Origin of the sequence: Citricoccus sp., assembly GCF_035445025.1 — a bacterium.
GTDB lineage: Bacteria > Actinomycetota > Actinomycetes > Actinomycetales > Micrococcaceae > Citricoccus.
The window spans coordinates 1,991-28,535 of sequence record NZ_DAOMPX010000037.1; the positions used below are offsets into that span (position 1 = coordinate 1,991).

23 protein-coding genes and 1 pseudogene are annotated in these 26,545 nt (G+C 69.4%); 8 read left to right on the forward strand and 16 right to left on the reverse strand.

Features of this window, described 5'->3' with window-relative positions; all coding sequences use genetic code 11:
• From qcrB to ctaE, 4 genes are all read right to left on the reverse strand, one after another.
• Window positions 1-944, reverse strand: a 944-nt coding sequence (gene qcrB, locus PLJ28_RS11445) for a cytochrome bc1 complex cytochrome b subunit (RefSeq protein ID WP_324590159.1), incomplete at its 3' end; no start/stop codon positions are given.
• Between the two features lie 5 nt (window positions 945-949).
• A complete protein-coding gene (gene qcrA, locus PLJ28_RS11450; protein WP_298045921.1) occupies window positions 950-2,029 on the reverse strand; it encodes a cytochrome bc1 complex Rieske iron-sulfur subunit in 1,080 nt (359 codons plus the stop codon).
• A 68-nt stretch (window positions 2,030-2,097) separates the two neighbouring features.
• Window positions 2,098-2,901 carry a cytochrome bc1 complex diheme cytochrome c subunit gene (qcrC, locus tag PLJ28_RS11455; protein WP_183526154.1) on the reverse strand — a complete coding sequence of 268 codons (804 nt, stop codon included), beginning with the start codon at window positions 2,899-2,901 and terminating at the stop codon, window positions 2,098-2,100.
• Window positions 2,902-2,995: 94 nt separating this feature from the next.
• The gene (gene ctaE, locus PLJ28_RS11460; RefSeq protein WP_502876479.1) at window positions 2,996-3,634 is read right to left on the reverse strand and encodes an aa3-type cytochrome oxidase subunit III; all 639 of its coding nucleotides are present in this window, start codon (window positions 3,632-3,634) and stop codon (window positions 2,996-2,998) included.
• A gap of 274 nt (window positions 3,635-3,908) precedes the next feature.
• Between ctaE and trpD the strand changes: the two genes are divergently transcribed.
• Window positions 3,909-4,955, forward strand: a complete 1,047-nt coding sequence (trpD, locus tag PLJ28_RS11465) for an anthranilate phosphoribosyltransferase (RefSeq protein WP_183526148.1) — start codon at window positions 3,909-3,911, stop codon at window positions 4,953-4,955.
• Window positions 4,956-4,995: 40 nt separating this feature from the next.
• Here trpD and PLJ28_RS11470 read toward each other — a convergent pair whose 3' ends face one another.
• Both PLJ28_RS11470 and PLJ28_RS11475 read right to left on the reverse strand, forming a co-directional pair.
• The gene (locus tag PLJ28_RS11470; protein WP_010142736.1) at window positions 4,996-5,286 is read right to left on the reverse strand and encodes an Lrp/AsnC family transcriptional regulator; all 291 of its coding nucleotides are present in this window, start codon (window positions 5,284-5,286) and stop codon (window positions 4,996-4,998) included.
• A gap of 60 nt (window positions 5,287-5,346) precedes the next feature.
• A complete protein-coding gene (locus PLJ28_RS11475) occupies window positions 5,347-5,766 on the reverse strand; it encodes a DUF3054 domain-containing protein (protein ID WP_183526146.1) in 420 nt (139 codons plus the stop codon).
• An 87-nt stretch (window positions 5,767-5,853) separates the two neighbouring features.
• Here PLJ28_RS11475 and PLJ28_RS11480 point away from each other — a divergent pair, with 87 nt between their 5' ends.
• Window positions 5,854-6,531, forward strand: a complete 678-nt coding sequence (locus PLJ28_RS11480; RefSeq protein ID WP_298045923.1) for a hypothetical protein — start codon at window positions 5,854-5,856, stop codon at window positions 6,529-6,531.
• On the forward strand, window positions 6,528-7,112 hold the full coding sequence (locus PLJ28_RS11485) for a hypothetical protein (protein WP_183526141.1): 585 nt from the start codon (window positions 6,528-6,530) through the stop codon (window positions 7,110-7,112). Before PLJ28_RS11480 ends, PLJ28_RS11485 begins: the two co-directional genes overlap by 4 nt.
• A 24-nt stretch (window positions 7,113-7,136) precedes the next feature.
• On the opposite strand, the gene PLJ28_RS11490 is transcribed toward PLJ28_RS11485, so the two are convergent.
• Both PLJ28_RS11490 and PLJ28_RS11495 read right to left on the reverse strand, forming a co-directional pair.
• The gene (locus tag PLJ28_RS11490) at window positions 7,137-7,598 is read right to left on the reverse strand and encodes a VOC family protein (RefSeq protein WP_183526138.1); all 462 of its coding nucleotides are present in this window, start codon (window positions 7,596-7,598) and stop codon (window positions 7,137-7,139) included.
• Window positions 7,599-7,704: 106 nt separating this feature from the next.
• Window positions 7,705-9,348: an ABC1 kinase family protein gene (locus tag PLJ28_RS11495; RefSeq protein ID WP_183526134.1), complete on the reverse strand. Its 1,644-nt coding sequence runs from the start codon at window positions 9,346-9,348 to the stop codon at window positions 7,705-7,707.
• Window positions 9,349-9,435: 87 nt separating this feature from the next.
• Here PLJ28_RS11495 and PLJ28_RS11500 point away from each other — a divergent pair, with 87 nt between their 5' ends.
• From PLJ28_RS11500 to PLJ28_RS11510, 3 genes are read left to right on the forward strand one after another with little or no spacing between them, the layout of a single operon-like run.
• Window positions 9,436-11,217, forward strand: coding sequence for a SulP family inorganic anion transporter (locus PLJ28_RS11500; RefSeq protein ID WP_183526130.1), 1,782 nt, complete (start codon window positions 9,436-9,438; stop codon window positions 11,215-11,217).
• Between the two features lie 58 nt (window positions 11,218-11,275).
• Window positions 11,276-11,737 carry a VOC family protein gene (locus PLJ28_RS11505; RefSeq protein ID WP_324590157.1) on the forward strand — a complete coding sequence of 154 codons (462 nt, stop codon included), beginning with the start codon at window positions 11,276-11,278 and terminating at the stop codon, window positions 11,735-11,737.
• Between the two features lie 3 nt (window positions 11,738-11,740).
• Complete coding sequence (locus PLJ28_RS11510) at window positions 11,741-13,192, forward strand: amidase (protein ID WP_324590158.1); 1,452 nt, start codon at window positions 11,741-11,743, stop codon at window positions 13,190-13,192.
• A gap of 136 nt (window positions 13,193-13,328) precedes the next feature.
• Here the strand turns inward: PLJ28_RS11510 and PLJ28_RS11515 are convergent.
• The 6 genes and pseudogenes from PLJ28_RS11515 to PLJ28_RS11540 form a co-directional block, all read right to left on the reverse strand.
• Window positions 13,329-17,354, reverse strand: a pseudogene (locus tag PLJ28_RS11515) (Pls/PosA family non-ribosomal peptide synthetase); the annotation flags it as partial.
• Between the two features lie 24 nt (window positions 17,355-17,378).
• A complete protein-coding gene (gene ectB / locus PLJ28_RS11520) occupies window positions 17,379-18,659 on the reverse strand; it encodes a diaminobutyrate--2-oxoglutarate transaminase (RefSeq protein ID WP_183526119.1) in 1,281 nt (426 codons plus the stop codon).
• Window positions 18,660-19,107: 448 nt separating this feature from the next.
• Window positions 19,108-19,581, reverse strand: a complete 474-nt coding sequence (locus PLJ28_RS11525; protein WP_183526117.1) for a hypothetical protein — start codon at window positions 19,579-19,581, stop codon at window positions 19,108-19,110.
• 414 nt (window positions 19,582-19,995) lie between these two features.
• Entirely contained in the window at window positions 19,996-21,246 is a 1,251-nt protein-coding gene (locus PLJ28_RS11530; RefSeq protein ID WP_183526114.1) for a heparan-alpha-glucosaminide N-acetyltransferase domain-containing protein, read from the reverse strand.
• A gap of 107 nt (window positions 21,247-21,353) precedes the next feature.
• On the reverse strand, window positions 21,354-21,851 hold the full coding sequence (locus PLJ28_RS11535) for a DUF2231 domain-containing protein (RefSeq protein ID WP_183526111.1): 498 nt from the start codon (window positions 21,849-21,851) through the stop codon (window positions 21,354-21,356).
• 358 nt (window positions 21,852-22,209) lie between these two features.
• Window positions 22,210-22,629, reverse strand: coding sequence for a hypothetical protein (locus tag PLJ28_RS11540; RefSeq protein ID WP_183526108.1), 420 nt, complete (start codon window positions 22,627-22,629; stop codon window positions 22,210-22,212).
• Window positions 22,630-22,766: 137 nt separating this feature from the next.
• Between PLJ28_RS11540 and PLJ28_RS11545 the strand changes: the two genes are divergently transcribed.
• Both PLJ28_RS11545 and PLJ28_RS11550 read left to right on the forward strand, forming a co-directional pair.
• Window positions 22,767-23,279: a GNAT family N-acetyltransferase gene (locus PLJ28_RS11545; protein WP_183526106.1), complete on the forward strand. Its 513-nt coding sequence runs from the start codon at window positions 22,767-22,769 to the stop codon at window positions 23,277-23,279.
• Window positions 23,279-23,581: a hypothetical protein gene (locus PLJ28_RS11550; RefSeq protein ID WP_183526103.1), complete on the forward strand. Its 303-nt coding sequence runs from the start codon at window positions 23,279-23,281 to the stop codon at window positions 23,579-23,581. The genes PLJ28_RS11545 and PLJ28_RS11550 overlap by 1 nt, the downstream gene beginning before the upstream one ends.
• Window positions 23,582-23,945: 364 nt before the next feature.
• On the opposite strand, the gene PLJ28_RS11555 is transcribed toward PLJ28_RS11550, so the two are convergent.
• Together PLJ28_RS11555 and PLJ28_RS11560 are read right to left on the reverse strand one after the other, a co-directional pair.
• On the reverse strand, window positions 23,946-25,397 hold the full coding sequence (locus PLJ28_RS11555) for a permease (protein WP_298045933.1): 1,452 nt from the start codon (window positions 25,395-25,397) through the stop codon (window positions 23,946-23,948).
• Window positions 25,394-26,146, reverse strand: coding sequence for an ABC transporter ATP-binding protein (locus PLJ28_RS11560; protein WP_183528370.1), 753 nt, complete (start codon window positions 26,144-26,146; stop codon window positions 25,394-25,396). Before PLJ28_RS11560 ends, PLJ28_RS11555 begins: the two co-directional genes overlap by 4 nt.
• Window positions 26,147-26,545 lie beyond the last annotated feature (399 nt).

A 26,545-nucleotide genomic window follows, 5' to 3' on the forward strand; every position in this document is an offset into this window, starting at 1 on the left:
CCGTCGACCCAGCCGATGTACCAGTCCGGCTGCGTACCCGCGGACACGGGGGAGGGGTCGTAGGGGCCGTAGTTCCAGACCGGGTTGACGGTGAACAGCCCGGAGATCAGCGCGATGATGCCGAACACGATGAAGAAGAACCCGCCGGCCTTGGCCGCGTACACCGGCCCGACCGGGTAGCCGACCACGTTGTTCTCGGTCCGGCCCGGGCCCGGGTACTGGGTGTGCTTGTGGACCACGACCATGAAGAGGTGGGCCACGATCAGCAGCAGGATCACACCGGGCACGAGGAACACGTGCAGGATGTACAACCGGCCCACGATCGCGTCCCCGGGGAACTCCCCGCCGAACAGGAAGAAGGAGATGTAGGATCCCACGATCGGCAGGGCCTTGATGACCCCGTCGATGATCCGCAGGCCGTTGCCCGAGAGCAGGTCATCGGGCAGGGAGTACCCGGTGAACCCGGCGGCCAGGCCCATGATCAGCAGGACGCAGCCCACGACCCAGTTCAGCTCACGGGGGCGGCGGAACGCACCGGTGAAGAACACGCGGAGCATGTGCACCGACATCGCGGCCACGAACAGCAGGGCCGACCAGTGGTGCACCTGGCGCATGAACAGTCCGCCGCGGATGTCGAAGGAGATGTCCAGGGTGGAGGCGTACGCGGTGGACATCGGCACCCCGTACAAGGGCTTGTACGAGCCCAGGTAGGTGACGTGCGCCATCGAGGGATCGAAGAAGAACGCCAGGAACGTGCCCGAGAGCAAGAGGATGACGAAGGTGTACAGGGCGACCTCGCCGAACATGAACGACCAGTGATCCGGGAAGATCTTCCGGCCGAACTCGCGCACCATGGGCGAGGCCCCGACGCGGGTGTCGACGAAGTTGGCGATCTTCCCCGTGGGGGTCGATGCCTGGTACTCGGTGGTGGATGAGGTGCTCATCGGTATCAGCCACGCTCCCAATATGCCGGTCCAACGGGCTCGTGGAAGTCGCTCTGGGCGACCAGGAAGCCCTCTTCATTGACGGTGATCGGCAACTGCGGCAGCGCATGGCCGGCCGGGCCGAAGATGACCTTGCACTCCTGCGTCAGGTCGAAGGTCGACTGGTGGCAGGGGCACAGCAGGTGGTGGGTGTGCTGCTCGTAGAGGGCCACGGGGCACCCGACGTGCGTGCAGATCTTGGAGTAGGCGACGATGCCGTCCACGTTCCAGTCCTCGCGCTCCGGGGAGATCTGCAGGTCCTGCGGATCCAGGCGCATCAGCAGCACGACGGCCTTGGCCTTCTGGTTGAGGTGCTCAGTGGGCGGCAGCTCGTTGAGCCCCTCGGGGATGACGTGGAAGGCCGAGCCGACGGTGACGTCGGAGGCCTTGATCGGGGTGCCGGTGGGGTCCCGGACCAGGCGCACGCCTGAATCCCACATCGTGTGGCGCAGACGCTCGACACCGAAGTTCTCGGTGGCGAGTTCGGAGCGGTTGTCCGAGTCGTCAAGGTCGCGGAAGAGCGCGATGGCCGGCAGGGGAGCGAGGGCGACGGCGCCGATCAGCGTGTTGCGGAGCAGCGGGCGACGCTTGAACTGGGACTCCTCGACGATGTCGTCGATCATCCCGACGGCGACCTGACGGTCCTCCTCGGTCCGCACCTCGTGGCGTGCCTCGGAGACCTCGTGGTCCGGCATCAGGGTCTTGGCCCAGTGGACGATGCCGACGCCGATGCCGAGCATGGAGAAGGCGGTCCCCAGCCCGAGCAGCATGTTCTGCAGGCGCACGGTGCCGATCTCGGTGTCCGGACCGATCTGTCCGACCACGAAGTAGCCGACGAAGAACAGCACGGTGCCGATGATAGAGATCCCGAACAGGACGGCCACCTGGCGCTCGGCCCGCTTGGCCGCCCGCGGATCCTCGTCGGCCAGCCGCGGACGGTGCGGCGGGATACCGGGGTTGTCAATGGCGTATTTGCCAGACTCCTCCACACCGGCGTGCTCAACGGCGCCCGAGTGCTCCGGACCTCCGTGGCTTTGCTCAGACATCGATCTGAATCCTTTGCTTGAGTGATGGTGACGTTGTGTGTGGCCGGCGCCCCCACGGCGCCGTCAGGTCAGGAGGACCGCGAGGTCAGCCAGACCATGAAGCCGACGATCAGTGCCAGGCCTGCGGTCCAGATGAACAGGCCCTCGGACACCGGGCCGAGCGAGCCGAGCTTGGCGCCACCGGGGGATCCCTGGGTCTCGATCTCCTTGAGGAAGGCGATGATGTCCCGCTTGTCCTCCGGCTTGATGTTGGAGTCGGAGAAGACCGGCATGTTCTGCGGGCCGGTGACCATGGCCTCGTAGATGTGCTTCTCGGAGACACCGTCCAGGCCCGGGGCGAACTTGCCACGGGTCAGCGCGCCACCGGCAGCGGCGGCGTTGTGGCACATGGCGCAGTTCACGCGGAAGAGGGTTCCGCCGTTGCCCAGGTCCACGTCCTCGTGATCGGTGTCCAGGTACTGCTCATCCGGAATCGACGGACCGGCGCCGAGGGAGGAGACGTAGGCGGCCAGCTGCGCCGTCTGCTCGTCGTTGAACTGCTTCGGCTTGGCCTGGGCCTGCGGCCCCTGCATCTGCATGGGCATGCGGCCGGTGCCGACCTGGAAGTCGACGGACGCGGCGCCGACGCCGACCAGCGTGGGGCCGTCCTGGGTGCCGACGGCCTCGTAGCCGTGGCAGGTTGCACAGTTGGCGTTGAAGAGCTTCTCGCCCTCGGTGATGTCCTCAGCGCTGTAGGTGGAACCGGTGGTGGCGGCCTGGGCCTGGTTCATGGTGCTGGCGACGGAGTAGAGGCCGCCGGTGATCAGAAGTCCCAGAAGCAGCAGCGCGAGCCCGGCGATCGGGTGGCGCCGTTTCTGTGAGAGTGCCTTCACGGTTGGTTCCTTACGTTTCTTGTGACCGGAGCAGGGTGACGTTCCGTCTCCGGTCGACCTCAGTGTGGTGCGAGAGTGCCGGTGACGGCGTGGCCTATTTCAGGAAGTAGACGATGGCGAAGAGTGCGATCCAGACGACATCGACGAAGTGCCAGTAGTAGGACACCACGATGGCCGAGGTGGCCTCGTGGTGACCGAAGCGCTTGGCCAGGTAGGCGCGTCCGATGATGAACAAGAACGCGATCAGCCCGCCGGTCACGTGGAGGGCGTGGAAACCGGTGGTGATGTAGAAGGCCGAACCGTAGGCGCTGGCGTCGATGGTGACCCCGTGGGAAACGAGCACGGCGTACTCGTAGGCCTGGACGGACACGAAGATGGCGCCCATGATGAAGGTCAGGATGAACCACTCGACCATGCCCCAGCGCTTGAGCGAGAGGAGCCCACCGGTGCGGTGCGGCTGCAGGCGCTCGGCCGCGAACACGCCGGCCTGGGCCGTGAAGGAACTGGCCACCAGGATCAGGGTGTTCACGAACGCGAGGGGCACGTTCAGCGTGGCGGTGTTCTCGGCCCACAGCTCGGGAGATGTCGAGCGCAGGGTGAAGTACATGGCAAAGAGGCCACCGAAGAACATGAGCTCGCTGGAGAGCCAGACCATGGTGCCTACTTGCACCATATTGGGTCGGCTGGGGAGCCCTGTCGCGGGCCTGGGGAGGGCATGGGTTGCAGTCGTCACCCGCCCATTATGGCCCTAAAACGTCTCACGGCTCCAATGCGACGAACGTGTCGGCGTTTCCCTCTGTTCCCGGTTCCGCGCTGTTCGCACGCGATTCCACGGCTACGCCCAGGCTTCGTACAGGTTCGCAGGTCACGGACGTTCCGGCCAGGGCGGGTGCGCCGGGACCCGACCGGCGGCCCGGCCGCCGGGGCGAGGCGCCCGCGAGGCGGTGCCGGGGCAACAGTGTGTCGCCGATCCCGGTGCAGGTGGGGGCCGGGACTAGCATGAGCCCGTGAGCACTCCGACTGAATCCCTGTCCTGGCCGTTCATCTTCAGCCTGCTGCTGGGCCGGAGAGACCTGACCACGGACCAGGCGATGTGGGCGATGCGGGAGATCATGTCCGGCAATGCCACGGACGCCCAGATCGCCGGCTTCCTGGTGGCACTCTCCGCCAAGGGCGAGACGGTCGACGAGCTGCTCGGCCTCACCCAGGTCATGCTGGACAACGCCGTGCACCTGAACGTCCCGGGGGAGACCCTCGACATCGTGGGCACCGGCGGGGACAAGCTCGGCACCGTCAACCTCTCCACCATGTCCTCCCTCGTGGCAGTGGGCGCGGGCGCCACGGTGGTCAAGCACGGCAACCGGGGGGCGTCCTCCACCGCGGGTGCGGCGGACGTGATCGAGGCGCTGGGCGTGGACCTGAACCTGCCCGTGGAGAAGGTCGTGGAGTGCGCGATGAAGGCGGGCATCACCTTCCTGTTCGCCCAGGGATACCACCCGTCCATGAAGTACGTGGCGCCCGCGCGCAAGCAACTCGGCGTGCCGACCGTCTTCAACTACCTCGGCCCGCTGACCAACCCCTCCGGGGTCCGGTCCCAGGCACTGGGCTGCGCCAGTGCCCGGATGGCCCCGCTGCTGGCGGGGGTGCTGGCGGATCGAGGCGTGCGCAGCCTGGTCTTCCGCGGCAGCGACGGGCGGGACAAGATCACGACGTCGGGTCCCACCGCGATCTACGAGGTGCGGGACGGCGCGGTGGAGGAGTACGAACTCCACCCCGAGGAGTTCGGGATCCCGCTGGCGCCCGTGGAGGCCCTGGCCGGCCGGGACGGGGCGTACAACGCCGGGATCGTCCGGGACCTGCTGGCCGGGCGCAAGGGACCGGTGCGGGACGCGGTGGTCCTCAATGCGGCGGCGGGACTCACCGCCTTCGACACGCGTGCCGATGGTCACCTGTTCGACCGGATCCGGGCCAACATGGACCGCGCCGTGGAGTCCATCGACTCCGGCGCGGCCCAGTCCGTGCTGGACACCTGGGTGGCGGTCTCCAACGCCTGAGGGGCTCCCCGGAGGGACGACCCGGGAGTCTCCCGCAGGGTCAGCGCTCGATGTTCTCGAACCCGAGCGCGAAGCCCTCTTCGAGGTCGTGCTGGGAGTAGGCACGGAACGCGAGCATGGTCTCGGTGTCCCGGACGCCCTCGACCTTGGACAGGTGGTCGGCGATGACGTCGGCCAGGTCGTCGAACTGGCGCAGGCGGACCATGGCGATGAGGTCCCAGTTGCCCGTCACGGAGTACACGGCCGTCACACCCTCCAGGTCCGCCAGCTCGGTGGCGCATTCCGGAATGCGGGTGGGGTCGGTCTTGATCATGACGAATGCGGTCACCATCACGGTTCCTCCTGGATCGGTCGGTTGGAGGCCGCACTGCTCCGCGACCCCCGACTCATCCTAGGACCGCGCGCGGCGGCCGGGCCGCAGCAGGAGCGTCGTGACGAGCCGGCGCCCGAGCAGGAGGACGCCGAGCACCAGTGCGGTCACCAGCTGGAAGGAGGGGGCCGCCGTGTCCCCGAACAGGACGCGCAGCAGCAGACCGCCCGCCACGGTGACCAGCCACACCACGACGCCGGCCGGCCATAGTCGGGCCCACTGACGGCGGGTGGCCAGGGTGATGAGGGCCCAGGCGATGAGGAACGGCAGGGCGGTCCACAGGATCCCCGCTGGATCCATTCCGGATGCATGGGTCCTGCGGCCCAGGGTGGCGAAGAGGATGATCAGCAGGACGTCCACCCCGAGGGCGAGCCCCGGCCACCACGCGGACCGGGCCGGTGCGGTGGGGGAGGAAGCGGAGGTCTGAGCGTCTCGGGCCATCCCTCGATCGTAGGCGACGACCGAGAACCGCCTTTGAACAAACCCAGAGCGTTGTTGTTACGAGAACAAACCTCTAGGATTGTGCACATGTTCGTGATGACGATGGACCAACGGGGGTCGAGTTCCGGCCCGGACCGGGTGGCCGGGCTGGTGGACGGGCTGAACGCGGAGGGGCCTGAGCGGGGGATCGTGCGTCCCTTCCAGCGTACGGCCGGTGACGAGGTGCAGGGGCTGCTGGACCGGGCCGACGTCGTGGTCGGCATCGCCCTGTCGGCGGCACGCTCCGGGCACTGGAGTGTCGGGATCGGCGTGGGGCCGGTACGGGAACCCATGCCGCGGGAGACCCGGGCCGGAGCCGGACCCGCCTTCGAGAACGCCCGCGAGGCCGTCGAACGGGCCAAGCACTCCCCGGGCCACGTGGCGGTGTCGGCGCCCGTGTCCCGCCCCGCAGTGGCCGGGGCAGCGATGGAGGACGCGGACCCGGCGGGACTGCTCGAGGCCGTGGAGGCCGGACTGCAGCTGCTGGCCGAGCTGGAGTACCGGCGCAGCGAGGAGGGACAGGACGCCGGACGGCTGGTGGACGACGGACTGACGCAGCGCGAGGCGGCCGAACGGCTGGGCATCACCCAGCAGGCTGTGAGTTCGAGACTGCGCTCGGGTCTGTGGCATGAGACCCGCCGCCTCGCCTCCGTCGCGGCGGCCCAACTGGAGGGGCTGGACGGGCGGCTGGCCGCCGGAGGCTCAGCGCCGGGGGGCCTCCGGTGAGTGGGTTCTCCGTCGCGTCCCTCGTCCTGCTCGTGATCGCCGGGATCCTGGCCGTGCCGCAGTACTTCACCCGCACGCGCGGCACGGCGGGCAGCCCCCACCGGGTCCTCTACGCCACGGCCCTGGTCCAGCTGGTCCTGTTGGGGATCTCCGCCGTGACCGCCCTGCTCTCCGGCGGCGGGGCGGGGTGGGCCGTGGCCGCTCCACTGGCCGTGCTAGCCGCCACCCTGGGCGGTGGGTCTCCCACCACGGCGATCCTGCAGATCTCCTTCAACGCCTCCCACCCGGAGCACCAGCCCATGCTGACCGGCAAGGACGGGGAACCGGTGTTCAACGAGGAGGTGGACGCCCAGCCGGTGCTGCGCGGTGGCGCGTGGATCGGCGTCCTGGAGCGCCTGGCCGTCTCCTCCACCCTGTTGATGGGCTGGCCGGAGGGGCTGGCCATCATCCTGGCCGTCAAGGCCCTGGGGCGGTACTCGGAACTGGGCAAGTCCGGTGCCGCCGAGCGGTTCATCCTGGGTACCTTCGCCAGCCAGCTCTGGGCGTGCGCGTGCGTGGGCGTGGCCGTCCTGCTGCGCTGAGGACTGGCGTCACCGCGGCGCCGGTCACACGCAGAACTCGTTGCCCTCGGGATCCGCCAGTACCGTCCAGCCGAACGGGCCCTGCCGTCCGGACCCGATCCGGGTAGCACCCAGAGCGACGAGTCGCTCCACCTCGGCAGCCCTGCGGTCGTCGTCGGCCCCGGGTTCGCGCAGGTCCCAGTGGACGCGGTTCTTCACGGTCTTGGTCTCGGGCACCGGCTGGAACAGGATCCGCGGCCGGTCCTGGGCGCCGGTCATGCCCGGAGGCGGGCCGATCGCCGCGCCGGCCACCCAGACCAGCCGACCGTGGTGGGTGGTGGTCTCGTCCTCGGTGGCATGGCCCTCGGCGACCATCCGCCGGATGAAGTCCTCGTCCTGGACCTCGACCTCCCAGCGCAGGGCCTCGGCCCACCAGTCGGCCAGTTCGTGGGGGCGGGCGCAGTCGACGCAGATCTGCAGTCCGTAGGCGGGGGAGCGTTCGGTCATGCACCCACGGTAGGGGCCGTCGACGCCTGCCCTGAAGGGCTGCGCTGCTGCCGTCCCCACCACGGGGTCACGCGGGTGCAGGTCCCGCCCGGCCGGGCCGGGGGACTCATCTGCGCCGCCGGCGTCGTCCGCTGAAGGCCAGGTATCCACCCAGCAGGCCTGCGGCACCGGCCGAGGCGGCGGCCACGGGGCCGCGCAGCGCGGCGGTGCGTCCGGTGCCGGAGGTGGCCACGATGCCACCGGCGACGTGGATGAAGGACGCGGCCAGCAGGCCGGCGACGATCCGGTTGCCGGCGAGCTGGCTGTGCGTGCGCTGGTGCTCGAGCTCCTCGGGTCCCAGGGTCAGCTGGGGTCCGCCCCGTTCGACCAGGTCGACCAGGCTCTGCAGCAACCGCGGCGCGTCCTCACCCGCCTGGCGCACGTCGTCGACCACCTCTCCCAGGCGGCGGCGGAGGGCGTCGAGGGAGTAGCGCTGCAGGACGAGCCGCCGGGTGAACGGGGCCAGGACGACGGCGAGATGGAAGTCCGGGTCGAGCCGGCGCCCCAGCCCCTCGGCCATGACCAGCATCTTGAACAGCATCGCCAGGTCGTTCGGCAGGTGCAACCGGTGCCGGCGCAGCATCCTCAGGACGTCGTTGATCAGCGCGGACACGGGGAGATCGGAGATGGAGTGGCCGCTGAAACGCTCGATCAGCGCCCCGGCGTCCTCCTTCAGTGCGGCCCGGTCGACCCTCTCCGGTGACCGGTTCAGCCGCAGCAGCGCGGAGGTCGCCCGGGACGGGTCCCCCCGGACGATCGCGACCAGGATGTCGCCGAGGGTCTCCTTCAGCTCGTCGTCGATCGTGCCCACCATGCCGAAGTCGATGATGCCGAGCGTGCCGTCCTCCTCGACGAAGAAGTTGCCCGGGTGCGGGTCCGCGTGGAAGACGCCGTGCTCGAACACCATCCGGCACAACACGCCGGTGGCCCGCTCGGCCAGCTCGGACCGGTCGATCCCGGCGGCGGAGATCGCCTCCACGTCGTGGATCTTGATGCCGCGGATCCGTTCCAGCGTGAGCACGCGGGACGAGGTGGTCTCCCAGTGCACCACCGGGATGTGCACCGCCGGGTCGTCGGCGAAGTTCCGCGCGAACTGCTCGGCATTGCGTCCCTCGCGGAGGTAGTCCAGCTCATGGTGGAGGGTCTCGGAGAACTCGCGGACGAGGCCGAGGACGTCGTGGTCCCGGGCGAAGTCCCAGCGCCGGGTCGCCTGCTGGGCCAGGTTCTCCAGGATGTCCAGGTCCTGGTTCACGGTCTCCACCACCCCGGGGCGGCGCACCTTGACGACGACCTCCACGCCGTCGAGGGTGGCGGCGTGGGCCTGTCCGATGGAGGCGCTGGCCAGCGGCTTCCTCTCGAAGCCGTCGAAGACGGAGGTCGATCCCAGTTCCTCGGTCAGGACGGCCATGACGTCGGCGGCGGGGATCGGACCGACCTGGTCCTGCAGCCTCGACAACTCCCGGACGTAGGGCGGTGGCAGCAGGTCCGGTCGCGTCGAGAGGATCTGCCCCATCTTGACGAAGGTCGGCCCCAGTTCCTCCAGGGCCATCCGGACATGCTCGGGCCGGGAGTACGCCTGGCCCGATGCGTGCCGCGGGATGCGGTGGAACGGGAAGCGGCCGGAGAGACCGAGCGCGCTGACCACGAACCCGAATCCGTGGACGGAGAAGACCTCGGCGATCTCCCGGTAGCGTTCGGCCCTGGAACCCATGATCGTGCACCTCCTGTCGGGGTCGAGTCTGGCACAGTCGCCCCGGGATGCTGTCCGTGCCGTGCCGGCCGGGGATACCCTGCTTCCATGTCCTCCGCTGGCGCCCTGGAGCGGGTGGCGGGGCTGGTCCCCGGAGTCGGGGTCGCCGCGCGCTACCAGCGTCGCTGGCTCTGGGCCGACGCGCGCGCGGCACTGGTCCTGACGGCCGTGCTCATCCCCGTGGGGATGGGGTATGCCCAGGCCTCGGGGCTGCCGGCGTACACCGGCCTCTACGCCACCATCGTGCCGATGCTCGCCTACGCCGTGTTCGGCCCGTCGCGGATCCTGGTCCTGGCCCCGGACTCGGCGCTGGCGCCGATCCTGCTGGTGACCATCACGCCGCTGGCGGCCGGGGACGGGGCCCGCGCCGTCGCGCTGGCGGGGCTGCTCTCCATCATGGTCGGGGTGCTGCTGGTGCTCGGCGGCGTCCTGCGGCTCGGGTTCGTCACCGACCTGCTGTCCGTGCCCATCCGGACGGGGTTCCTGAACGCGCTGGCACTGCTGGTGCTGGCCTCGCAGCTGCCGGGGCTGGTCGGCATCGACGTCGACGCCGCCGACCCGCTCGGCCAGGTCACCGGGACGGTGGCGGGCATCGCGGCCGGTGCGGCCTCGCCGCTGGCCGCGGCGCTGGGCGTCGGCACGCTGACGGTCATCCTGGGGTTCCGGCTGCTGCCGGTCGCCAAGGTGACGGGGACGATCGTCGCCGTGGTCGCCGCCGTCGGGATCACCGTCCTGTTCGGCCTGCAGGACCGGGTGCCCGTGGTGGGGGAGATCCCCCGGGGCCTGCCCGCGCCCGCCCTGGGCGGGCTGGGATGGCCCGACGTCGGCGCCCTGGCCTGGCCCGCGGTCGGCGTGGCACTCATCGCCTTCGCGGACTCCATCGCCCTGTCCCGGGCCTACTCCGCCCGTCAGCAGGAGGACGTCGGGGGCAACCAGGAGATGGCGGGGCTGGGCCTGGCCAACATCGCCGGCGGGTTGTTCGGGGGTTTCGCGGTCTCGGCCTCCGGGTCGCGGACGCCGGTGGCCGAGCAGTCCGGGGCCAGGACCCAGTTGGCCCATGTCCTCAGCGCGCTGCTGATCATGGCGTTCATGCTGCTGGCTCCCGGGGCGACCCGGTACCTGCCGGAGGCCGTCCTGGCCGCGGTGGTCATGGTGGCCGCCCTGAGCCTGCTGGACGTGGGGCGGTACCTGAGGCTGTGGCGCATGGACCGGGTGGACGCCGCGCTGTCCACGGCCACGCTGCTGGGCGTGTTCCTGGTCGGCGTGCTGGAGGGCCTCGGACTGGCGATCGGGCTGGCGTTCGTGGCCTTCGTGGTGCGGGCCTGGCGGCCCTACCGCACGGAGCTCGGCCTGGTGGCGGGGCTGCGCGGATACCACGACCTGCGCCGTCACCCCGAGGCGACCCGGGTCCCGGGCATCCTGATCCTGCGCTTCGACGCCCCGTTGTTCTTCGTCAACGCCGGGCTGTTCAACCAGTGGGTGCGCCGTTGCGTGCGCCGCGTGGTGCGCCAGGTCAGGGCGGCGGGCGGGACGCCGCCCACCACGCTGGTGCTGGCGGCCGAACCCATCACGGACGTGGACACCACGGCGGCCGAGGAACTGGCGGACCTGGACGACTGGCTGGCCGGGCAGGGCGTCACCCTGCTGCTCGCCGAACTGAAGGGCCCGGTCAAGGACTCCCTCGCGCGATACGGGATGGCCGGACGCTTCGGTCCGGAGCGATTCCCCCCGACCGTCGGGGCGGCCGTTGACGCGGTGACCGGGCGGCTGCGTCAGGACATCGACGAGACGCCGGAGGAGCGAACGGACCTGCGCGGCGAGTCCTGGTGAACCGGACAGAACCTGGGTGAGCCGGGGTGAACCGGGATGGAGGTCTCGCCGTGCGCGGATGACCCGCGTACCGTGGGGCCGCATGGGCATCCAGCGGCTGGAGAATGTCGGCATCGTGGTCGAGGACCTGACCGCCGTGAGGGACTTCTTCGTGGCCCTGGGCCTGTCGGTGGAGGGGGAGGCCTCGGTCGAGGGAGACTGGGTGGACCGCACCGTGGGGCTGGAGGACGTCCGCTCGGACATCGTCATGCTCGTCACGCCCGACGGCCACGGCCGGCTGGAATTGCAGCACTACCGGCACCCGGCGGCCCGGGACGCCGCTCGTGACGCCCCGCCGAACACGCACGGACTGCACCGCGTGGCGTTCGGCGTGGACGATGTCGACGCGGCCGTGCGCACGGCGGTCGACGGGGGAGCGCGGTTGCTCGGTGACATCGTGCGCTACGAGGACGCCTACCGGATCTGTTACCTGCGCGGGCCGGAGGGGATCATCGTCATGCTGGCCGAGCGGCTGGGCTGAGCCGTGGCGGACGACCTGCTGGAGGCCAGTGCCGTCGAGCTCACCCGGATGATCCGTGCCCGCGAGGTCTCGTCCCGCGAGCTGGTGGAGGCCCATCTGCGGCGCATCGACCAGGTCAACCCGGTCATCAACGCCGTCGTCACCCTCGACCCCGAGGGCGCGATGGTGGCCGCGCGCCGGGCCGACGAGGTCACCGCCGCCGGTGGGGAGCTCGGCGTGCTGCACGGGGTGCCGATGACCCACAAGGACACCCACCGCACGCGGGGCATGCGCACCACCCAGGGGTCGACGGTCTTCCGGGACCAGGTCCCGCACCAGGACGACCTGGTCGTCCAGCGGCTGCGGGCGGCCGGCGTCGTGACCACCGGGAAGAACAACGTGCCGGAGTTCGCGGCGGGTTCCCACACCTTCAACGACGTCTTCGGGACCACGACCAACCCGTATGCGCCCGATCGCAGTGCGGGCGGGTCCAGCGGGGGACTGGGAGCGGCCCTGGCCGCCCGGATCCAACCGCTGGGGGACGGCAGCGACATGGGCGGGTCCCTCCGCATCCCCGCCTCGTTCTGCAACGTGGTCGGTTTCCGCCCGTCCTACGGGGTGATCCCCGCCCCCTCGCCGCTGGACGCGTGGCAGTGGCTCGGCCGCATCGGTCCGATGGCACGCACCGTCCAGGACATCGCCCTGTTCATGACCGCCGTGGCAGGGCCCGTCGACGAGCTGCCGCTGGCCGCGCCGTTGACGGGGGACTCATTCGCCGGCCTGCTGCCGGAGCCCGCCGGTGGGGACGACGGCGGCCTGGCGGGGGTGCGCATCGGCTACTCGCCGGACTTCGGGCTGGGCATCCCGGTCGAGCGCCCGGTGCGGGAGGTGCTGGAGGCACAGCTGGGCGTGTTCGAGGACCTCGGGGCCGTCGTCGAGGAGGCGACGATCGACCTGCGGGAGGCCGACCGGGTGTTCGACGCGACGCGGGCGATGCACTTCGCCGCCCACCTGGGTGACGTGGTGCGGGCGCACCCCCAGGAGGTGAAGCCGGAGGTCGTCTGGAACGTGGAGCGGGGTTGGGAGCTCACGGCCGGGGACTGGATCGCCGTCACCGCGGCCCGGACGAGGCTGCAGCGGCGGGTGCGGGAGTTCTTCGGCCGGTACGACCTCTTCCTCAGCCCCACGGCGCAGGTGGTCCCCTTCGACGCGAGCCTGCGTTATCCGGCCGAGGTGGCGGGCGTGCCCTCCCGGACGTACCTGGACTGGATGCGATCGGCCTGCGTCATCTCCGCGACCGGACTGCCGGCACTCAGCGTTCCCGCGGGGTTCACGCCGGAGGGCCTGCCGGCGGGGTGGCAACTGGTGGCCAGCCACTACGACGACGTCCGCCTGCTGCGCTGGGCCGGGGCCTACGAGAGGGCCACCGGGTTCGCCGGCCGCCCGCCCGCGCTGTCGTCCTCGCATCGTCCGTGAGGGACAGGCGGTGCTTGGCCCGCCGGCGCCGGTGCACGATGCGCACCCGCACGCGGGACGGCGTGAGCGCGGTGACCGTCGCGGGCACCCCGGACGCTTCGGCTGCCCTCGCCGGCATCGGCCGGGCCGGGTTCGCGTGCCACCACTGGCCGTCCGGGACCTGCTCCCCCTTCATCAGGAACGCGTCGGCGTCGATGAGGGAGTTCCGCCCCAGGTGGGTGCCGTAGTGGACGAACGCCTTGGGGGCGAGGGTCACGCCGTCCTCGACCACGATCACGTCCGACTTGAACGTCCCGTCCTCGAGTGAGTGCCCCTGCAGGATGCTGCCGAGGTTGAGGGTGCAGTAGTCCCCGATGGTGACCAGGGACCGCTCGACGAGGTTGCTGCCGTCATCGAACAGCTGCCGGCCGATCCTGGCTCCGTGCAGCCGCAACAACCACGCCTTGAAGGGCGTGCCGTTGACCAGGCCGGCGGCCGCGTCGGACTGGAGTTTCCAGAACCGTTCGTGCCGCCAGAAATAGGGGTTGTAGATGGAGCAGTACTGGGGCTGCATGCTCCGGAAGCCCATGGTGGCCTGCTCCAGCACGGCGAAGTACACCGCTGAGAACAGGGGCAGCAGGAACATGACCAGCGCCATGGGCCAGGAGCCGAAGTCCTGGTGCATGTCGATGGCCCACAGGGACAGGGTGGCGGCCAGCACGCCGATGAACCAGCGGGTCAGCAGCCGCAGCACGATGGTCATGGTGTTGTAGCGCAGCTTGGCCTGGAGCAACCGGTCGTGCTCGGGCCCCTCCTTCAGGTCGTCGAACGCGGCGTCGCGCATCACGCTGCGGGGGATCTCGAAGGCCGGGGAACCCAGCAGGCCGACGTCGTGGCGCATCGCGCCGGAGACCGGGACGAGCACCTTGGTGGCGAGCAGGACGTTGTCACCGATCCTCGCCCGGGGCGTGACGAGGACGTCGTTGCCGAAGAAGCTGTGGGCGCCGACCTCCGTGGGACCCACCCGGAAGGCCGTGCTCGAGTACTCGGCGTTCATGAAGATGATGCCGTCCGAGACCATGGTGCCCGTGCCCAGCCGGACCAGGTAGGGGATGTCGTGCCGGGTGAACATGCCGAAGTTGGTGCCGGTCTGGATGACCGGCTTCATCCGGTAGCCCAGCAACGAGAGATAACCGGTGATGTAGTTGCTGTCGCCGAACAACTGGCCGAAGCGCGCGTTGGTCATCCGCATCACCATGCGCATCGCCACGTATCCCAGCCCGTAGAGCGGGTAGACCCGGCCGGGTACGACCAGCCGGTTGACCAGGCGTGGCACCGTGAAGACCCACACCAGGCCGGTGGTGATGCCCACGGGGATGAGGACCAGCGTGATCCCCAGGGCGAGGAGGTTGTAGGGCCAGGCGGTCCAGGGGAGCTGCTGCACTCCCATCAGCGGGCCGCCGATGACCGGGAAGGCGTGGATGAGGGCCCAGGTGATCGTGAACAGCGGGGCGGCCAGCAGCACCGGCGTCAGGATGACCCAGAGGCCGAACACGACGCCGCGCCAGGGCCGCGGGGCGACGTCCGGCACGGTGCGGTGATCGTCACCGCCGGGCACGGCAGGCGTGCCGTGCCAGCTCTCGCCGGCGGGAATGCGCTGGCCGGGAGCCAGGCTCGAGGAGTGGGCCAGCTGCGCGTCCTGACCGACCACGGTGTCGATGTCGAGGACGCCGTGACCGCCCACGAAGGCCCGGTCGCGGACGGTCACCGGCCCGCTGCGGATCACTCCCGAGTCCACGCGATAGCAGTTGAGCATGGTGCCGGGGCAGATCACGACGTTGCTGCCGATCGTGAGCAGGTCGGGGAACGCGGGGATGGTGTTGCCGTGGATGATCGTGTTCCTGCCGACCCTGGCCCCCAGCAGGCGGAGGTACCAGATGAAGACCGGCGTCCCGGCGGCGAGCCTGGCCGGACTCAGGCCCAGCAGCCAGCGCACCACCCAGTAGTGGTAATAGCCCGCACCCCAGACGGGGATCCGCTGCACCCTGGTCCGGCCCACCAGCAGCCACTTCGCCACCACGGGCAGGATCGAGAGGAACACGAGCATGGCGGAGGCCATGCCGAGGGAGCGGGCCAGGGCGTGCCACCCGTCCGGGGCCGCGGTCAGCCAGTCGAAGAGCAGGATGAAGACGAACGCGGACAGGCTGGTCAGTGCCATGAAGGTCAGGGCCTGGGCCGCCCCGATCGCCGCGTACCGTGCCCTGCCCACCCGGTGGGCCGGTGGCGGAGCCGCGATGGTGGCTCCGGCCGGCAAGGCTCCGGTCCCCGCGGACGCGGTGGAGTCCACGAGCGCGGAGGCCAGGTCGCGAATGGTCGGGTGCCGGTAGACGTCCTGCATGACCGGGTGGCCCAGCCCCGGGTGCTCCCGGACGCGAGCGCAGAACCGGGCCATCACCAGGGAGTCGCCACCCAGGTCGTCGAAGAAGTGCGAGGTGACCCCGACTCTCTCCATGCGCAGGACCTCGGCCAGGAGCCGGGCGAGCTCGTGTTCGACGGGCCCCTCGGGGTCCACCGTCACCGTCGTCGCGCCCAGCCGGTCGGCCGGACCGGGCGGGGGGAGCCGCTTGCGGTCGACCTTGTCCGAGGGGAGCATGGGCATCTTCTCGAGTTCGATGAGGTACGAGGGCACCATGTACCCCGGCAGCCGGTCGCGCAGCAGTCCCTGCACCTGCAGGGGCTCCACGGCCGAGTCCCCGCGCCGGCAGTAGTAGGCGGCCAGTTCCACGACGTCGGGCTCCGGCCGGTGCGGTTCGACGACCGCCGTGGCGATCCCGGGGTACTGCATCAGGACCGACTCGATCTCGGTCAGTTCGATGCGGTACCCGCGGATCTTGACCTGGAGGTCGATGCGGCCCAGGTACTCGATGTTCCCGTCCTCGTCGATCCGTCCCAGGTCACCGGTGCGGTACAGCCTGCCGGAGGGATTGTTGGCCAGGCCGAGGCTGTCCTGGATGAACGCCTTGGCGGTGAGGTCGGGACGGTGGACGTAACCGGGGGACAGGGCGACGCCGCCGACGCAGATCTCACCTACCCCGCCCCGGGTGACCACCCGGTCGGACTGGGGATCCAGGAGCACCACCGAGTAGGTGGGCAGCGGGACCCCGATAGTCACGCGGTGGTCGGGGTCGAGGGGCGTCCACGTGGCCGTGACGGTGGCCTCGGTGGGCCCGTAGACGTTCAGGAAGCGCCGGTCGGGGCGATACCAGCGGGTGATGAGGTCCTGGGGGCAGGCCTCGCCCGAGACGAGCAGGAACCTCAGCCCGGGCAGGTCGTCCTCCAGGGTGGCGAGCAGGGTGGGAACGCAGCACAGGGCGGTGATCCTCCGGGACTGAAGGAACTGATGCAGTTCCTCCCCGACCAGGGCGGCGCCGTACGGTTTCGGCACCAGGGTGGCGCCCGCCATCCAGGGCACCCAGATCTCCTCGACCGAGAAGTCGAACGCGATGGTCATGCCCTGGTAGATGCGGTCCCCGTCCGCGATGCCGTAGACCTCGGCCGCCACCCGCACGAAGTTGCAGATGCTCGCGTGCTCGATCGCCACGCCCTTGGGCCGTCCGGTCGTCCCCGAGGTGTAGATCACGTAGGCCAGTTCATCCACGGGGAGACCGCGCTCGCCCGGATCGAGCCGGTGCGCGGGCTGCATCGCGATGGCGGCGGCCTCCGCGTCCACCGCGACGGACTCCACGGCGACGGACTCCAGGGCCGGGACCAGGGAGGCGCAGGTCACTACGGTGCGCACGTCGGCGTCGTGGCAGATGTACGCGATGCGGTCCGCGGGGAACCCCGGGTCGAGCGGTACGTAGGCGGCGTTCAGCTTGAGCGTGGCGAGCATGCCGGTGTAGCCATCGAGCGCATGGTCGAACAGCAACCCGACCCGGTCTCCGGACCGGACACCCCGCTGGGCCAGGTGACGGGCGAGCCTGTTGGCCCGGCAGTCCAGTTCGGCGTACGTCAGGGCTCCCTGCTCGGAGTCCACGGCCAGCCGGCCGGATTGTCCGCGGATGTCCAGGCTGTCCACCTTCTGCTCGAACAGGTGGTCCAGCCGTTCACCGGGGGACCAGCGCACCCGCTGGTCGAACCGGCTGTCGATCAACACGTCCACGTCGTGCACCGGATCGGGCATCTCCCACTCCGTTCTGATCGGATCTCAGCCGGCCACTGGCGTGGCACGCGGGTCGTCCGCGTGCCGGGACACCGCGGAGCGGAGGATCTCCAGGCCGCGGTCCAGGGTGGTCTCGTCGGTCGTGAGGGGTGCCATGACCTTGATGACCTCGTCGCGCGGGCCGCCGGCCTCGATCAGGAGGCCGTTCGCCGCGCAGGTCCGCCGCACGGCGGCGGAGACGCCCTCGTCGACCACGTCCAGGCCCTGCATCATCCCGCGGCCCTTGACCCGCGACCCCGGGATCGCTCCCGAGATCTCCTCCAACCGCGTCCGCACCAGCTCGGAACGACGCCCGATCACCTCGGTGAACTGGGTGCCCGCCCAGAACTTGCGAATGGCCACCTCAGCCGTCACGAAGGCGTGCGCGTTGCCGCGGAAGGTGCCGTTGTGCTCCCCGGGCTTCCAGCGGTCGAGGTCCGGGCGGATCAGCAGCACGGACATCGGCAGCCCGAAACCGGAGATCGACTTGGCCAGGACCACGAGATCGGGGGCGATGCCCATGTCCTCGAAGCTGAAGAACGTCCCGGTGCGCCCGCAGCCGGCCTGGCAGTCATCCACGATGAGCAGGGCACCGTGCTGGGCGGCCAGACCCGCGACGCGTCTCAGCCAGGCGGGCGAGACCTGGTTGAGGCCGCCCTCGCCCTGGACGCACTCCAGGATGATCGCTGCCGGGGCGTCGACCCCGCTCGAGGCATCGCTGAGCATGCGTTCGAGGAGTTCACTGGTGTCGATGTCGGGGCCGTGGTATCCGTCATAGGCCATCCGGGTCACGCCCTGGAGCCCCTGGCCGGACATCCGGTGGTGAGAACTTCCCGTAGCGGCCAATGAGCCCAGGCTGACCCCGTGGAAGCCGTTCGTGAACGCGATGACATTGGTCCGTCCGGTGACCTTGCGGGCCAGCTTCAGGGCGGCCTCGACGGCGTTGGTCCCGGTGGGACCCGTGAACTGCACCCTGTAGTCCATCTGCCGGGGCGCGAGGACGGCCTCGTGGAACGCGGTCAGGAAGTCGCCCTTCGCGGCCGTGTGCAGATCGAGTCCGTGGGCGATCCCGTCGCCGGCGACATAGGCCATGAGGGCGGACTTCATGTCCGGATCGTTGTGGCCGTAGTTGAGCGTCCCGGCTCCCGCCAGGAAGTCGATGAACTCTCTGCCCTCGCGGTCGTACACGAAGCTGCCCTTGGCAGTGGTGAGGACGTGGGGGAAAGAGCGGCAGTAGCTGCGAACCTGGGATTCGTGCGCAGCGAAGACATCTATGAGATGGGCCACGAGGGTTCCTTCCGAGACGGTGCGGGTGGGCCCATCCCCCCTCTTGGCACTCGAATATGCACCTCGCTGAGAACGTTGTCAACGGCTCATGAGTGGCGCTGTCTCGCTGAGATCCTGGGGGCTTGGGCGCCGTCATCCCGGTGCGGCCGACGGACTCCCGCGGGTTCAAGAGGGAGGGCGACTGAGCGACCAGATGTCGGGCCTGAGCCCCGCCTCTCACGTGGGGGATTCCGGGGGAGGGGCGCCATCTCTTAGGCCTGACCTTACGGAAGTGTCTGAGGTCCGGTTGAGGACCCACGCGGACAGCATGTTCCCGTCGCGCGCTGTCAGATTCAGAACCCGACTGCACTGAATTCAGAAGTGGACTGCACTGATCCGCAGGTGTGACCCCGGCACGGACCGTAAGGGATCGCCTTGCGGAGATTCGGTCAATCCCAGACGGGACGTTCTACCGAGGGGCGCTTTCGTTTTCGTGGTCGAGCCAGTGGGCCCGGTCGGCGACGTTCTGGATCTCGGGGCTGCGGACCACCGCCTGCCCAATGAGATGCCGGACGGCCACCGGCAACGGCGGGGTGATGTTGTCCTCCCAGTCCGTCAGCACCCAGCATTCCTCGTAAGAATTGGCGGACTGTCGGAGCAACTCGTAAACGAGGAAATCGCAATCGTTCTTCGGGACGACAAGACCCAGGGCATCGTCGATCGCATCGTGGGTCCGCTCCCGCTCATCCGTCCTGCAGAGCTCATCCAACCGGTGGTGACCGGCTTCGATCCGGACCGAATCCTCGGGGCGCTGTTCGTAGAGGTCGGTGATTTCCCGCATCTGGTTCAGGTACGGGCGGATGGCTTCCAGGTACTCCTGGGCCAGGGCCGACAGCTGTTCCTTTGGGGTCTGTGTGTGCAGATCATCCGGAAACGAATACACGGAATCCTTGTCGCGTCTCCTACTCATGGCACCTTTTCGCCTGCCTTTCACCGTACGCACGTCCCGCACGGCACCCCGGCAGTGTCGGTTCAAACGTCTCATGGGCATGTACGCAGGAAAGCCTCACACGCTGGCCGGAGGAGCATCTGCACTGACATATATACCCGTGCGGAGGATTGCTTGGCACCGCCCACTACCGGCGGGGGCAGTGACTATCCGTACCGCCCCGTGAGTGGATTCCCCGCTGGGACGGTATTAGTGATGCGCTTCTTCGTGCGTCTTCGGGCCGGGGGGAACGCATGCCCGGGGCGCTTTGGTTCGTTCCCGTGGGCTGCGGTGATCGATGACAGGCCCCTGGAGTAGCTCCGTTTCCGTGCATGCGCTGCAGGCCGGGCCTGCACTGCAGCGGCGGGGTTAGTGCGCACCAAGGTCGTCTGGTGGCGGCGCGGGGCGGTGGCCGGTGAGGATGAGGGTGCGAAACCATCCGGTGGCGCCGGCGAGGATGGCTTCGAGGGGGCCTTTGCCCACGGCAGCTCGCCAGAGAACGGCGAAGAGTATGAACACGATGACCTGGATGGCGATGGACATGATCGGGCGCTCAGGATCAACGGTGTCGGTGGCCATGATCACGACGTGGGCGGAATAGAGGGTCAACGTCATCGACCCGGCCGCGGCGAGGGGACGAGTGGTGCGACCCAGATACGGCACCAGGAGCAATACAGCGCCCAGGACCGCCAGGGAGGTGCCCACGGTGTGCAGGATGGTCACCGGGGTCGAGGTATAGGGCGCCAGGATCGCCAGCCACCACCCCGTGGTGGTCGGCAGCCCATCCACTGCATCGTCCTCCCCGTAGACCAGGATGTTCTGGATCTGACCGTGGTCCAGGTCCGGGGTGGCGGCCGTGATCTGGCCCATTCCCCCGACCGGACCCAGCAGCAGCACCGACACCAGCCACGTGGACACCGCCAGAGCCGCCCCCGCGCCGAGCAGGGCAGCCGCGACCTTCTTCGAGTTCAGGTCCAGGCGACCGACCACCATCCCCACGCAGATGTAGGCCACCCAGGGCAGGACCGGGTAGTTCCCGGTGAGCAGCATGTCGGTGAGGAAGACCCCCGGGTGGGCCGCCGCCAACCCGAAGGTGTACTCGTCGTCGAACACCGGCATCTCCGGCCACCCGGCGCGGACCAGTTGCATCGCCACCGGCCCGGCCACCGCGAAAACCACGGCCAGGACCAACAGGGTCCGCCGCCCCAGGCCCAGCAGGGGTGCCGCCAACAAGAACAGGATCCCGTAGTACGGCAGGATGATCGCCACCGCCGTGTCCGTGGACCCCAGCAGCAGCCCGATCCCGGTGATCAGCACGGCTCGTAAAGCGAGGGCTCCCCGTGCGGCGGTCATCGCCCGTCCGATGGGTGGTTGCCGGCCGCCGGTCTGCAGGGCGATGGAGATCCCCGCGATCAGCGCGAAGAGCGCGGCCACCCGGCCCGCGAGCACGGTCCAGACCAGCAGGAGGTCTCCGGTCGGGGTATCGGGTAGCACGTTCACGACCACGATCCCGATCAGGGCCAGCCCCCGGGCGACGTCGACGCCCTCCACCCGGCGCGACACCGGGCCGCCCGGAGGCGCCGGCCCCGGGGTGGAGAACCCCTCGGCTGGTTTTGGCACGCGAATTCCACCAGTGGCCACTGCCACATCACCCCCTTTCAGGGTGTTCCCAGGGCAAGCACCGCTGCACCATTCCAGCTGGAAACCGCCGATAGGGCGATGGCGCGTCAGCCGGAGCGCCAGTCCGTCCACACGGCTTCGGCCCCGGAATGGCCGGTCACCACGACCTGATAGATCAGAAGCAACCCGGCCAGGACGGTGAGCACCCGCAGAGCCGCCACCATCCACCGAATGTCCCGTCCCGGGGCCAACCACTTGATCCGGGAAGTGCTCCAGGGGCCGGTGACCGCCACCGTCAAGATCACGACGACGGCGAAGACTCCCGCGACAATCTCGAGCCGGTCACCCTGGGCGGCATGAGCCTCGATCAGGGAGCTGGGGGATCCGACCTCCTCCAAGGCCTCCTCCAAGACCTCCCCGGCACTGGCGGTCAGTATCGTAAGGGCCGCAGTGAGTACCGCCAGGATGACGATGGGCCATTCCAGGACACGTTGCCAGGGTGGGCGCAGGGCGTAGACGATGCCGGTCAGGCCGGCCACCGGTGCGAAAGCGACGACCGCGTGCAGGAACAAGATGTGCGCAGGAAGCCCCAGAATCTCTACCATGAGCGCTGCCTTTCAGGTTCAAAGTGCCACCGGATTCCGAATCGACACCTGCCTTGAGGTGCACCCCCGCGCTGAACTGTGCGCCTCACAGCTGAATGCCTGCTGAGCTGGCCCTGATACCTGCCTGAGGATCGGGTCGCGCACAAGTGCCCATCACCCACCGGCCGAAAGGACCCTAGGGCGGCCTCCCGGTTTGTCCCTACGGTGACTACGATCGATAGAGTGTTCAAGGCCGCCATGAATCCTGGGCCACTCGATGGCATTCTGACGGTCGCGTCGATAACTACGCCCGCATAGACCTAAACGCCACAGTGAGCCTTCCGCAACGGGATCCGCTTACGAAAGAACTCGGTACGGGCTACCGCACCAGCAGGTTCTCGTGAACCTGCGTCCAGCCGTCATCGGTGAGATCGGTGGTGTTGGCCCCGTCGCGCACCACCCTGGCCTCAGCGCCGGCCACTCCGAGTGTCGCCAGCTGGGTATCAACATTGGAAGGGCCGTCACAGGCGGACGACTCCGCTTCCACGGCCACAATGCACACACCGCCGGCCATGCCGGGGTCGGCGGGCTTGGCAAGGAAGTATGAGATGCCCTCATGTTCGCCGACGAACCGGGCGCTGTCCGGCTCCATCTCACCCCGATACAGGTTGGCGGGCAGCGTCCGGTCGTCGGCTGCCGGCTCGTCCAGGACGCTGATGCCGGCATTGGCTTGGTTGCTGCATCCCGACACCAGGAAAAGCATGCACATAGCGGCGGCTGCCAAACCCTTGCGTTGCATTATGGCTCCTGACCATGGGCGTAGTGATACCCGCCACCATAGTCAGGAACGACTGAACCGCGTCAGGCTCGTGCCGCCTACGGAACACGGTGCCCCGCAAGGGGATCCCTTTCCGGGGAGTCTTGTTGAATGGGGGAATGGATATTCGCCCCTGCACCGACGCGGACCTGAGCGTGTTGTGCTCGCGCTGGAGGACACCCGGTGGCGTCCACGAGGCACACCATGTCTGCCAGCGGGCCGGCCAGACCACGTACCTGGTCGCGTGGCATGACCAGGAGCCACTGGGCTCCGGGGTCCTGCAATGGGGTGGGTGCATCGGGTCCAACGCCCGGACCGCGTACCCCGAGGCGGTGGAACTCAATCACCTGCAGGTCCGCGACGAGTATCGCGGACAAGGAGTGGGCAGCGCCCTGATCGCCGCCGCCGAGGACCTCATCGCGCGAACCGGCTGCTACCAGATGGCGGTCGGCGTCGCCGAGGACAACCCGGCCGCGGAGCGTCTATACCGCCGCCTGGGATACCGCCGCACCGGGGTCCTCGATGTCAGCGAGTACGACTGGATCACCCCCGAGGGAACAGTCCGCCATGAGACCGAACGCGATCACCTGCTGATCAAAGCCTTGAACTACACCAGTGAGCAGGAGGGGTAGTGCTCGTCGTCGAACGCGTGGTCGACCTGCTGACGGACCACTCGGTGGTCGAGGCCGACGCCGACATCCAAGAACGTGACTACTGGCTGGTCTATCTCGAGTACCGCCACATCACCGCCACCCTGATCTTCAATGGCCACTACTCCACCGACGACCGGATCAAGTACGGCCGTGAGCCGGGTTCCATACTCGAGGGGCCCGGTCTCTGGTACGTCCCGGACGGCACGCCGGCGGAGATCGCCTCGTTCCTGGCCGGCTGGATGATCGGCCGAGCCGGGGCGCCCCGCAACCCTTGCCCATGACCCAGCTACCCGGACGGGTGCCGGCCGAGTCCGATCCCCACGAAGGCGGGACCATTCCGCGTCCCAGCCAGTGGTTCTCCCCGTCTGCATTCTTTGAGGGTCAGCACCGGTCCCGCCTGGACCCGGACGAGCGGACCGGATGAGCACCCGGTGACCCCACCACCAGTTCCTCTGGTTCACCCAGCTGGACTGCCCCACGAGGGGATCCCCAACCGATACAGCGTCCGTGGACCCCGCGTCGGCGCAGGCACGGCTCACAGCACGCCACGGAACGTGGGGGCCGAGCCTTCCGGGTGGGAGGCGACGGACCGGGTGGCCAGCCCCTTCCCAGCGTGATAGATGACGGCCGCCCATGCTTGTCGACCTAGCCCCGCAGTACCGCGCGCAGCGTCGGCCGGGAGGCGGCTACCCCCAGCCGGATGAGCGCGACGCCGGCCACCAGGCATCCGGCGACCAGCGCCATGGAGGTGGGGCTGAACACGATCGCCGCGCCGATCATTGGCAGCGTGGTGATCACGGCGGCCCCGACGGAGAACACCAGCACGGTCCACAGCGGGCCGAACACCGAGCGCCGCCGGATGGCCTCCATCGTGGCTTCGGTCATCCCGATCCGGCCGAGCCCGCGGTACATCTCGGCTCGGTCCAGGACCTGTGCGGCCTGGGTGATGCCCACCGAGCACGCGGTCAGCACGAAGGCGATGAGCATGGTCAGCAGCACGCCCGTGCGCAGGTCCGCCATCAGCAGCAGGTCCTCCGGCCGGGCGCCCTCGGCCGACGTCGCGCCGGCCAGACCCATGCCCGCGCCGCCGACGACGCCGATGTACACGGTCACCGCCAGCCCGCCGACCTGGCGCCAGGCCTGCTGCGGGGACTCCAGGACGTTGCGGGCGGCCACCAGCTGGTTAGGGCCCTTTGCCCGGCGCCAGGACCGTCGGCTCATGACGGCCAGCAGCCAGGGGCCGATGAAGTGCAGGGCCAGCAGGGGCAGTCCGAAGCCGATCAGCACCATGACGAGGAAGAACATCATGTCCCCGACCCCGGCGACTTGCAGCATGAGCTGCGCCACGGCCACGCCGGCCAGCGCCAGCACCACCCGCACCCAGTGGACCCGGGCCGGTTGTTGACGGGTGCGCACTCCGAGCGGGGTGATCTCAATCCGGCGTAGTCCGGCCAGCGAGCTCAGCACCGCCAGCAGCAGCAGGGCACCGAGCACCGCGGCCAGCCAGGGCCCGCCCAGCCACATCCCCGCCCCGCCGATGGGCCGTCCGGCGAACGGGATCAGTCCGACCACGGGCATCAGGACCAGGTACCCGGCGACGCCGACCACCAGCCCGGCGGCGGCCAGCACCGCCGCCTCCGCCACGGCCAGGGTGCGCACCGTGCCGGTCCCGGCACCCAGCAGGCGCAGGGAGGACAGTCGTTCGTCCCGCCGTCGGGCCAGCAGCTTTGCCGCGGCGCCGGCCAGCCCGGCCAAGGGGAAGATCAGCAGCATCAGGGCGAACACCGAAAGCATGAGGTAGAAGCCGCCCAGCTCCCCGGTGATGGACCAGAAGGAAGATGCGCCACCGGCCACCAGCAGGGTCAGCGTGCCGACGATCGCGAAGGAGGCCACGGGCAGCACCCACACCTGCCGGTCGGAGAACAGCTTGCCTAGGAACAAGCGCAGCAGCGCCGCCGTGCCGTGGCGTCCGATACCCGTGCCCGACGGTGACGGGCCGGGCATCGCCGGAAGGTCACCGGCCGGCGTCGGAGCGTGGTCCCCGGTGGGGATCCCGGCGCGCGATCCGGACGGGGACGCGGGCAAACGCGCGCTCATCGGTGGCCTCCCTGGGAGCCCGCGGGGGACGCGGACCGTCCGGTGGCTGAGTCGGCCACGATCCGTCCGTCCTGCACGCGGACCAGGCGGGAGCAGCGGGCGGCGGTGGCCTCGTCGTGGGTGACCATGACCAGGGTGTGGCCGCGGCCGACGGTGGAGTCCAAGAGCGCGGTGAGCACTGAGGCGGAGGTGACCGAGTCCAGGGCGCCGGTGGGTTCGTCCGCGTAGACGACCTGCGGGTCGGCGACCTGGGCCCGGGCGATGGCCACGCGCTGGGCCTGGCCGCCGGAGAGTTCCCCGAGGCGGCGGTCCTGCATCCCGTCCAGTCCCAGGGCGGCTAGCCACTGCCCGGCGTGGTGCTCGGCGGCGGGGCGGGGCACGCCGGAGAGCATGAGTGGCAGGGCGACGTTCTCCTGCGCCGTGAGCTCGGGCAGCAACAGCCCGTCCTGGAAGACGAAGCCGAGGCGTTCGCGGCGCAGTCTCGCCCGGGCGTCCTCGTCCAGGGCGGTGACCTCCACCGGGTCGGACCCGGGCGCCGTGAACAGGACCGAGCCGGCCTCGGGCAGCAGGATCCCGGAGAGCACGTGCATCAGGGTGGTCTTGCCGGACCCGGACGGGCCCATGATCGCGACCGACTCACCGATCCCCACGGTGAGATCGACGCCATCGAGGGCGCGGGTGGTGCCGTAGTCCTTGACGAGGTTACGTGCGGTGAGCAGGGGCGGGGTGCCGATGGAGGGGTGGGTCATCATGGGTTCCACTCTCGCGTCGAGGCTGCCCCGCCGTCGTCGGCCCTCAGGGTGAACCTGGCCGGCGTGGATCCCCCCGGAGGATGAGGCAACAGGCGGTCCCGGAGGCGGAGTTACGGTGGCGAACGTGGACACCGCGCTGGGACCAGCTCAGTCCGGAGGAACCGATCCCTCTCCAGACTCAGTATCTTCTGAGACGACGCAGCAACTCCAGGCTGCCCCTTCACCGACGCCGTTTCACATGGGGATCCTCCAACGGGCGCCTCTCATCGGAGGGCTGCACAACTCCTGGATGGCCACGCTCAGAATGTTGTGTACGCCGGGTGCGGAGCTTGCCCTTTGCGGGATCCGCGTGCGCACCATGGCACGTGCCCAGCACTTTCCTCACTGTCGTGGGAC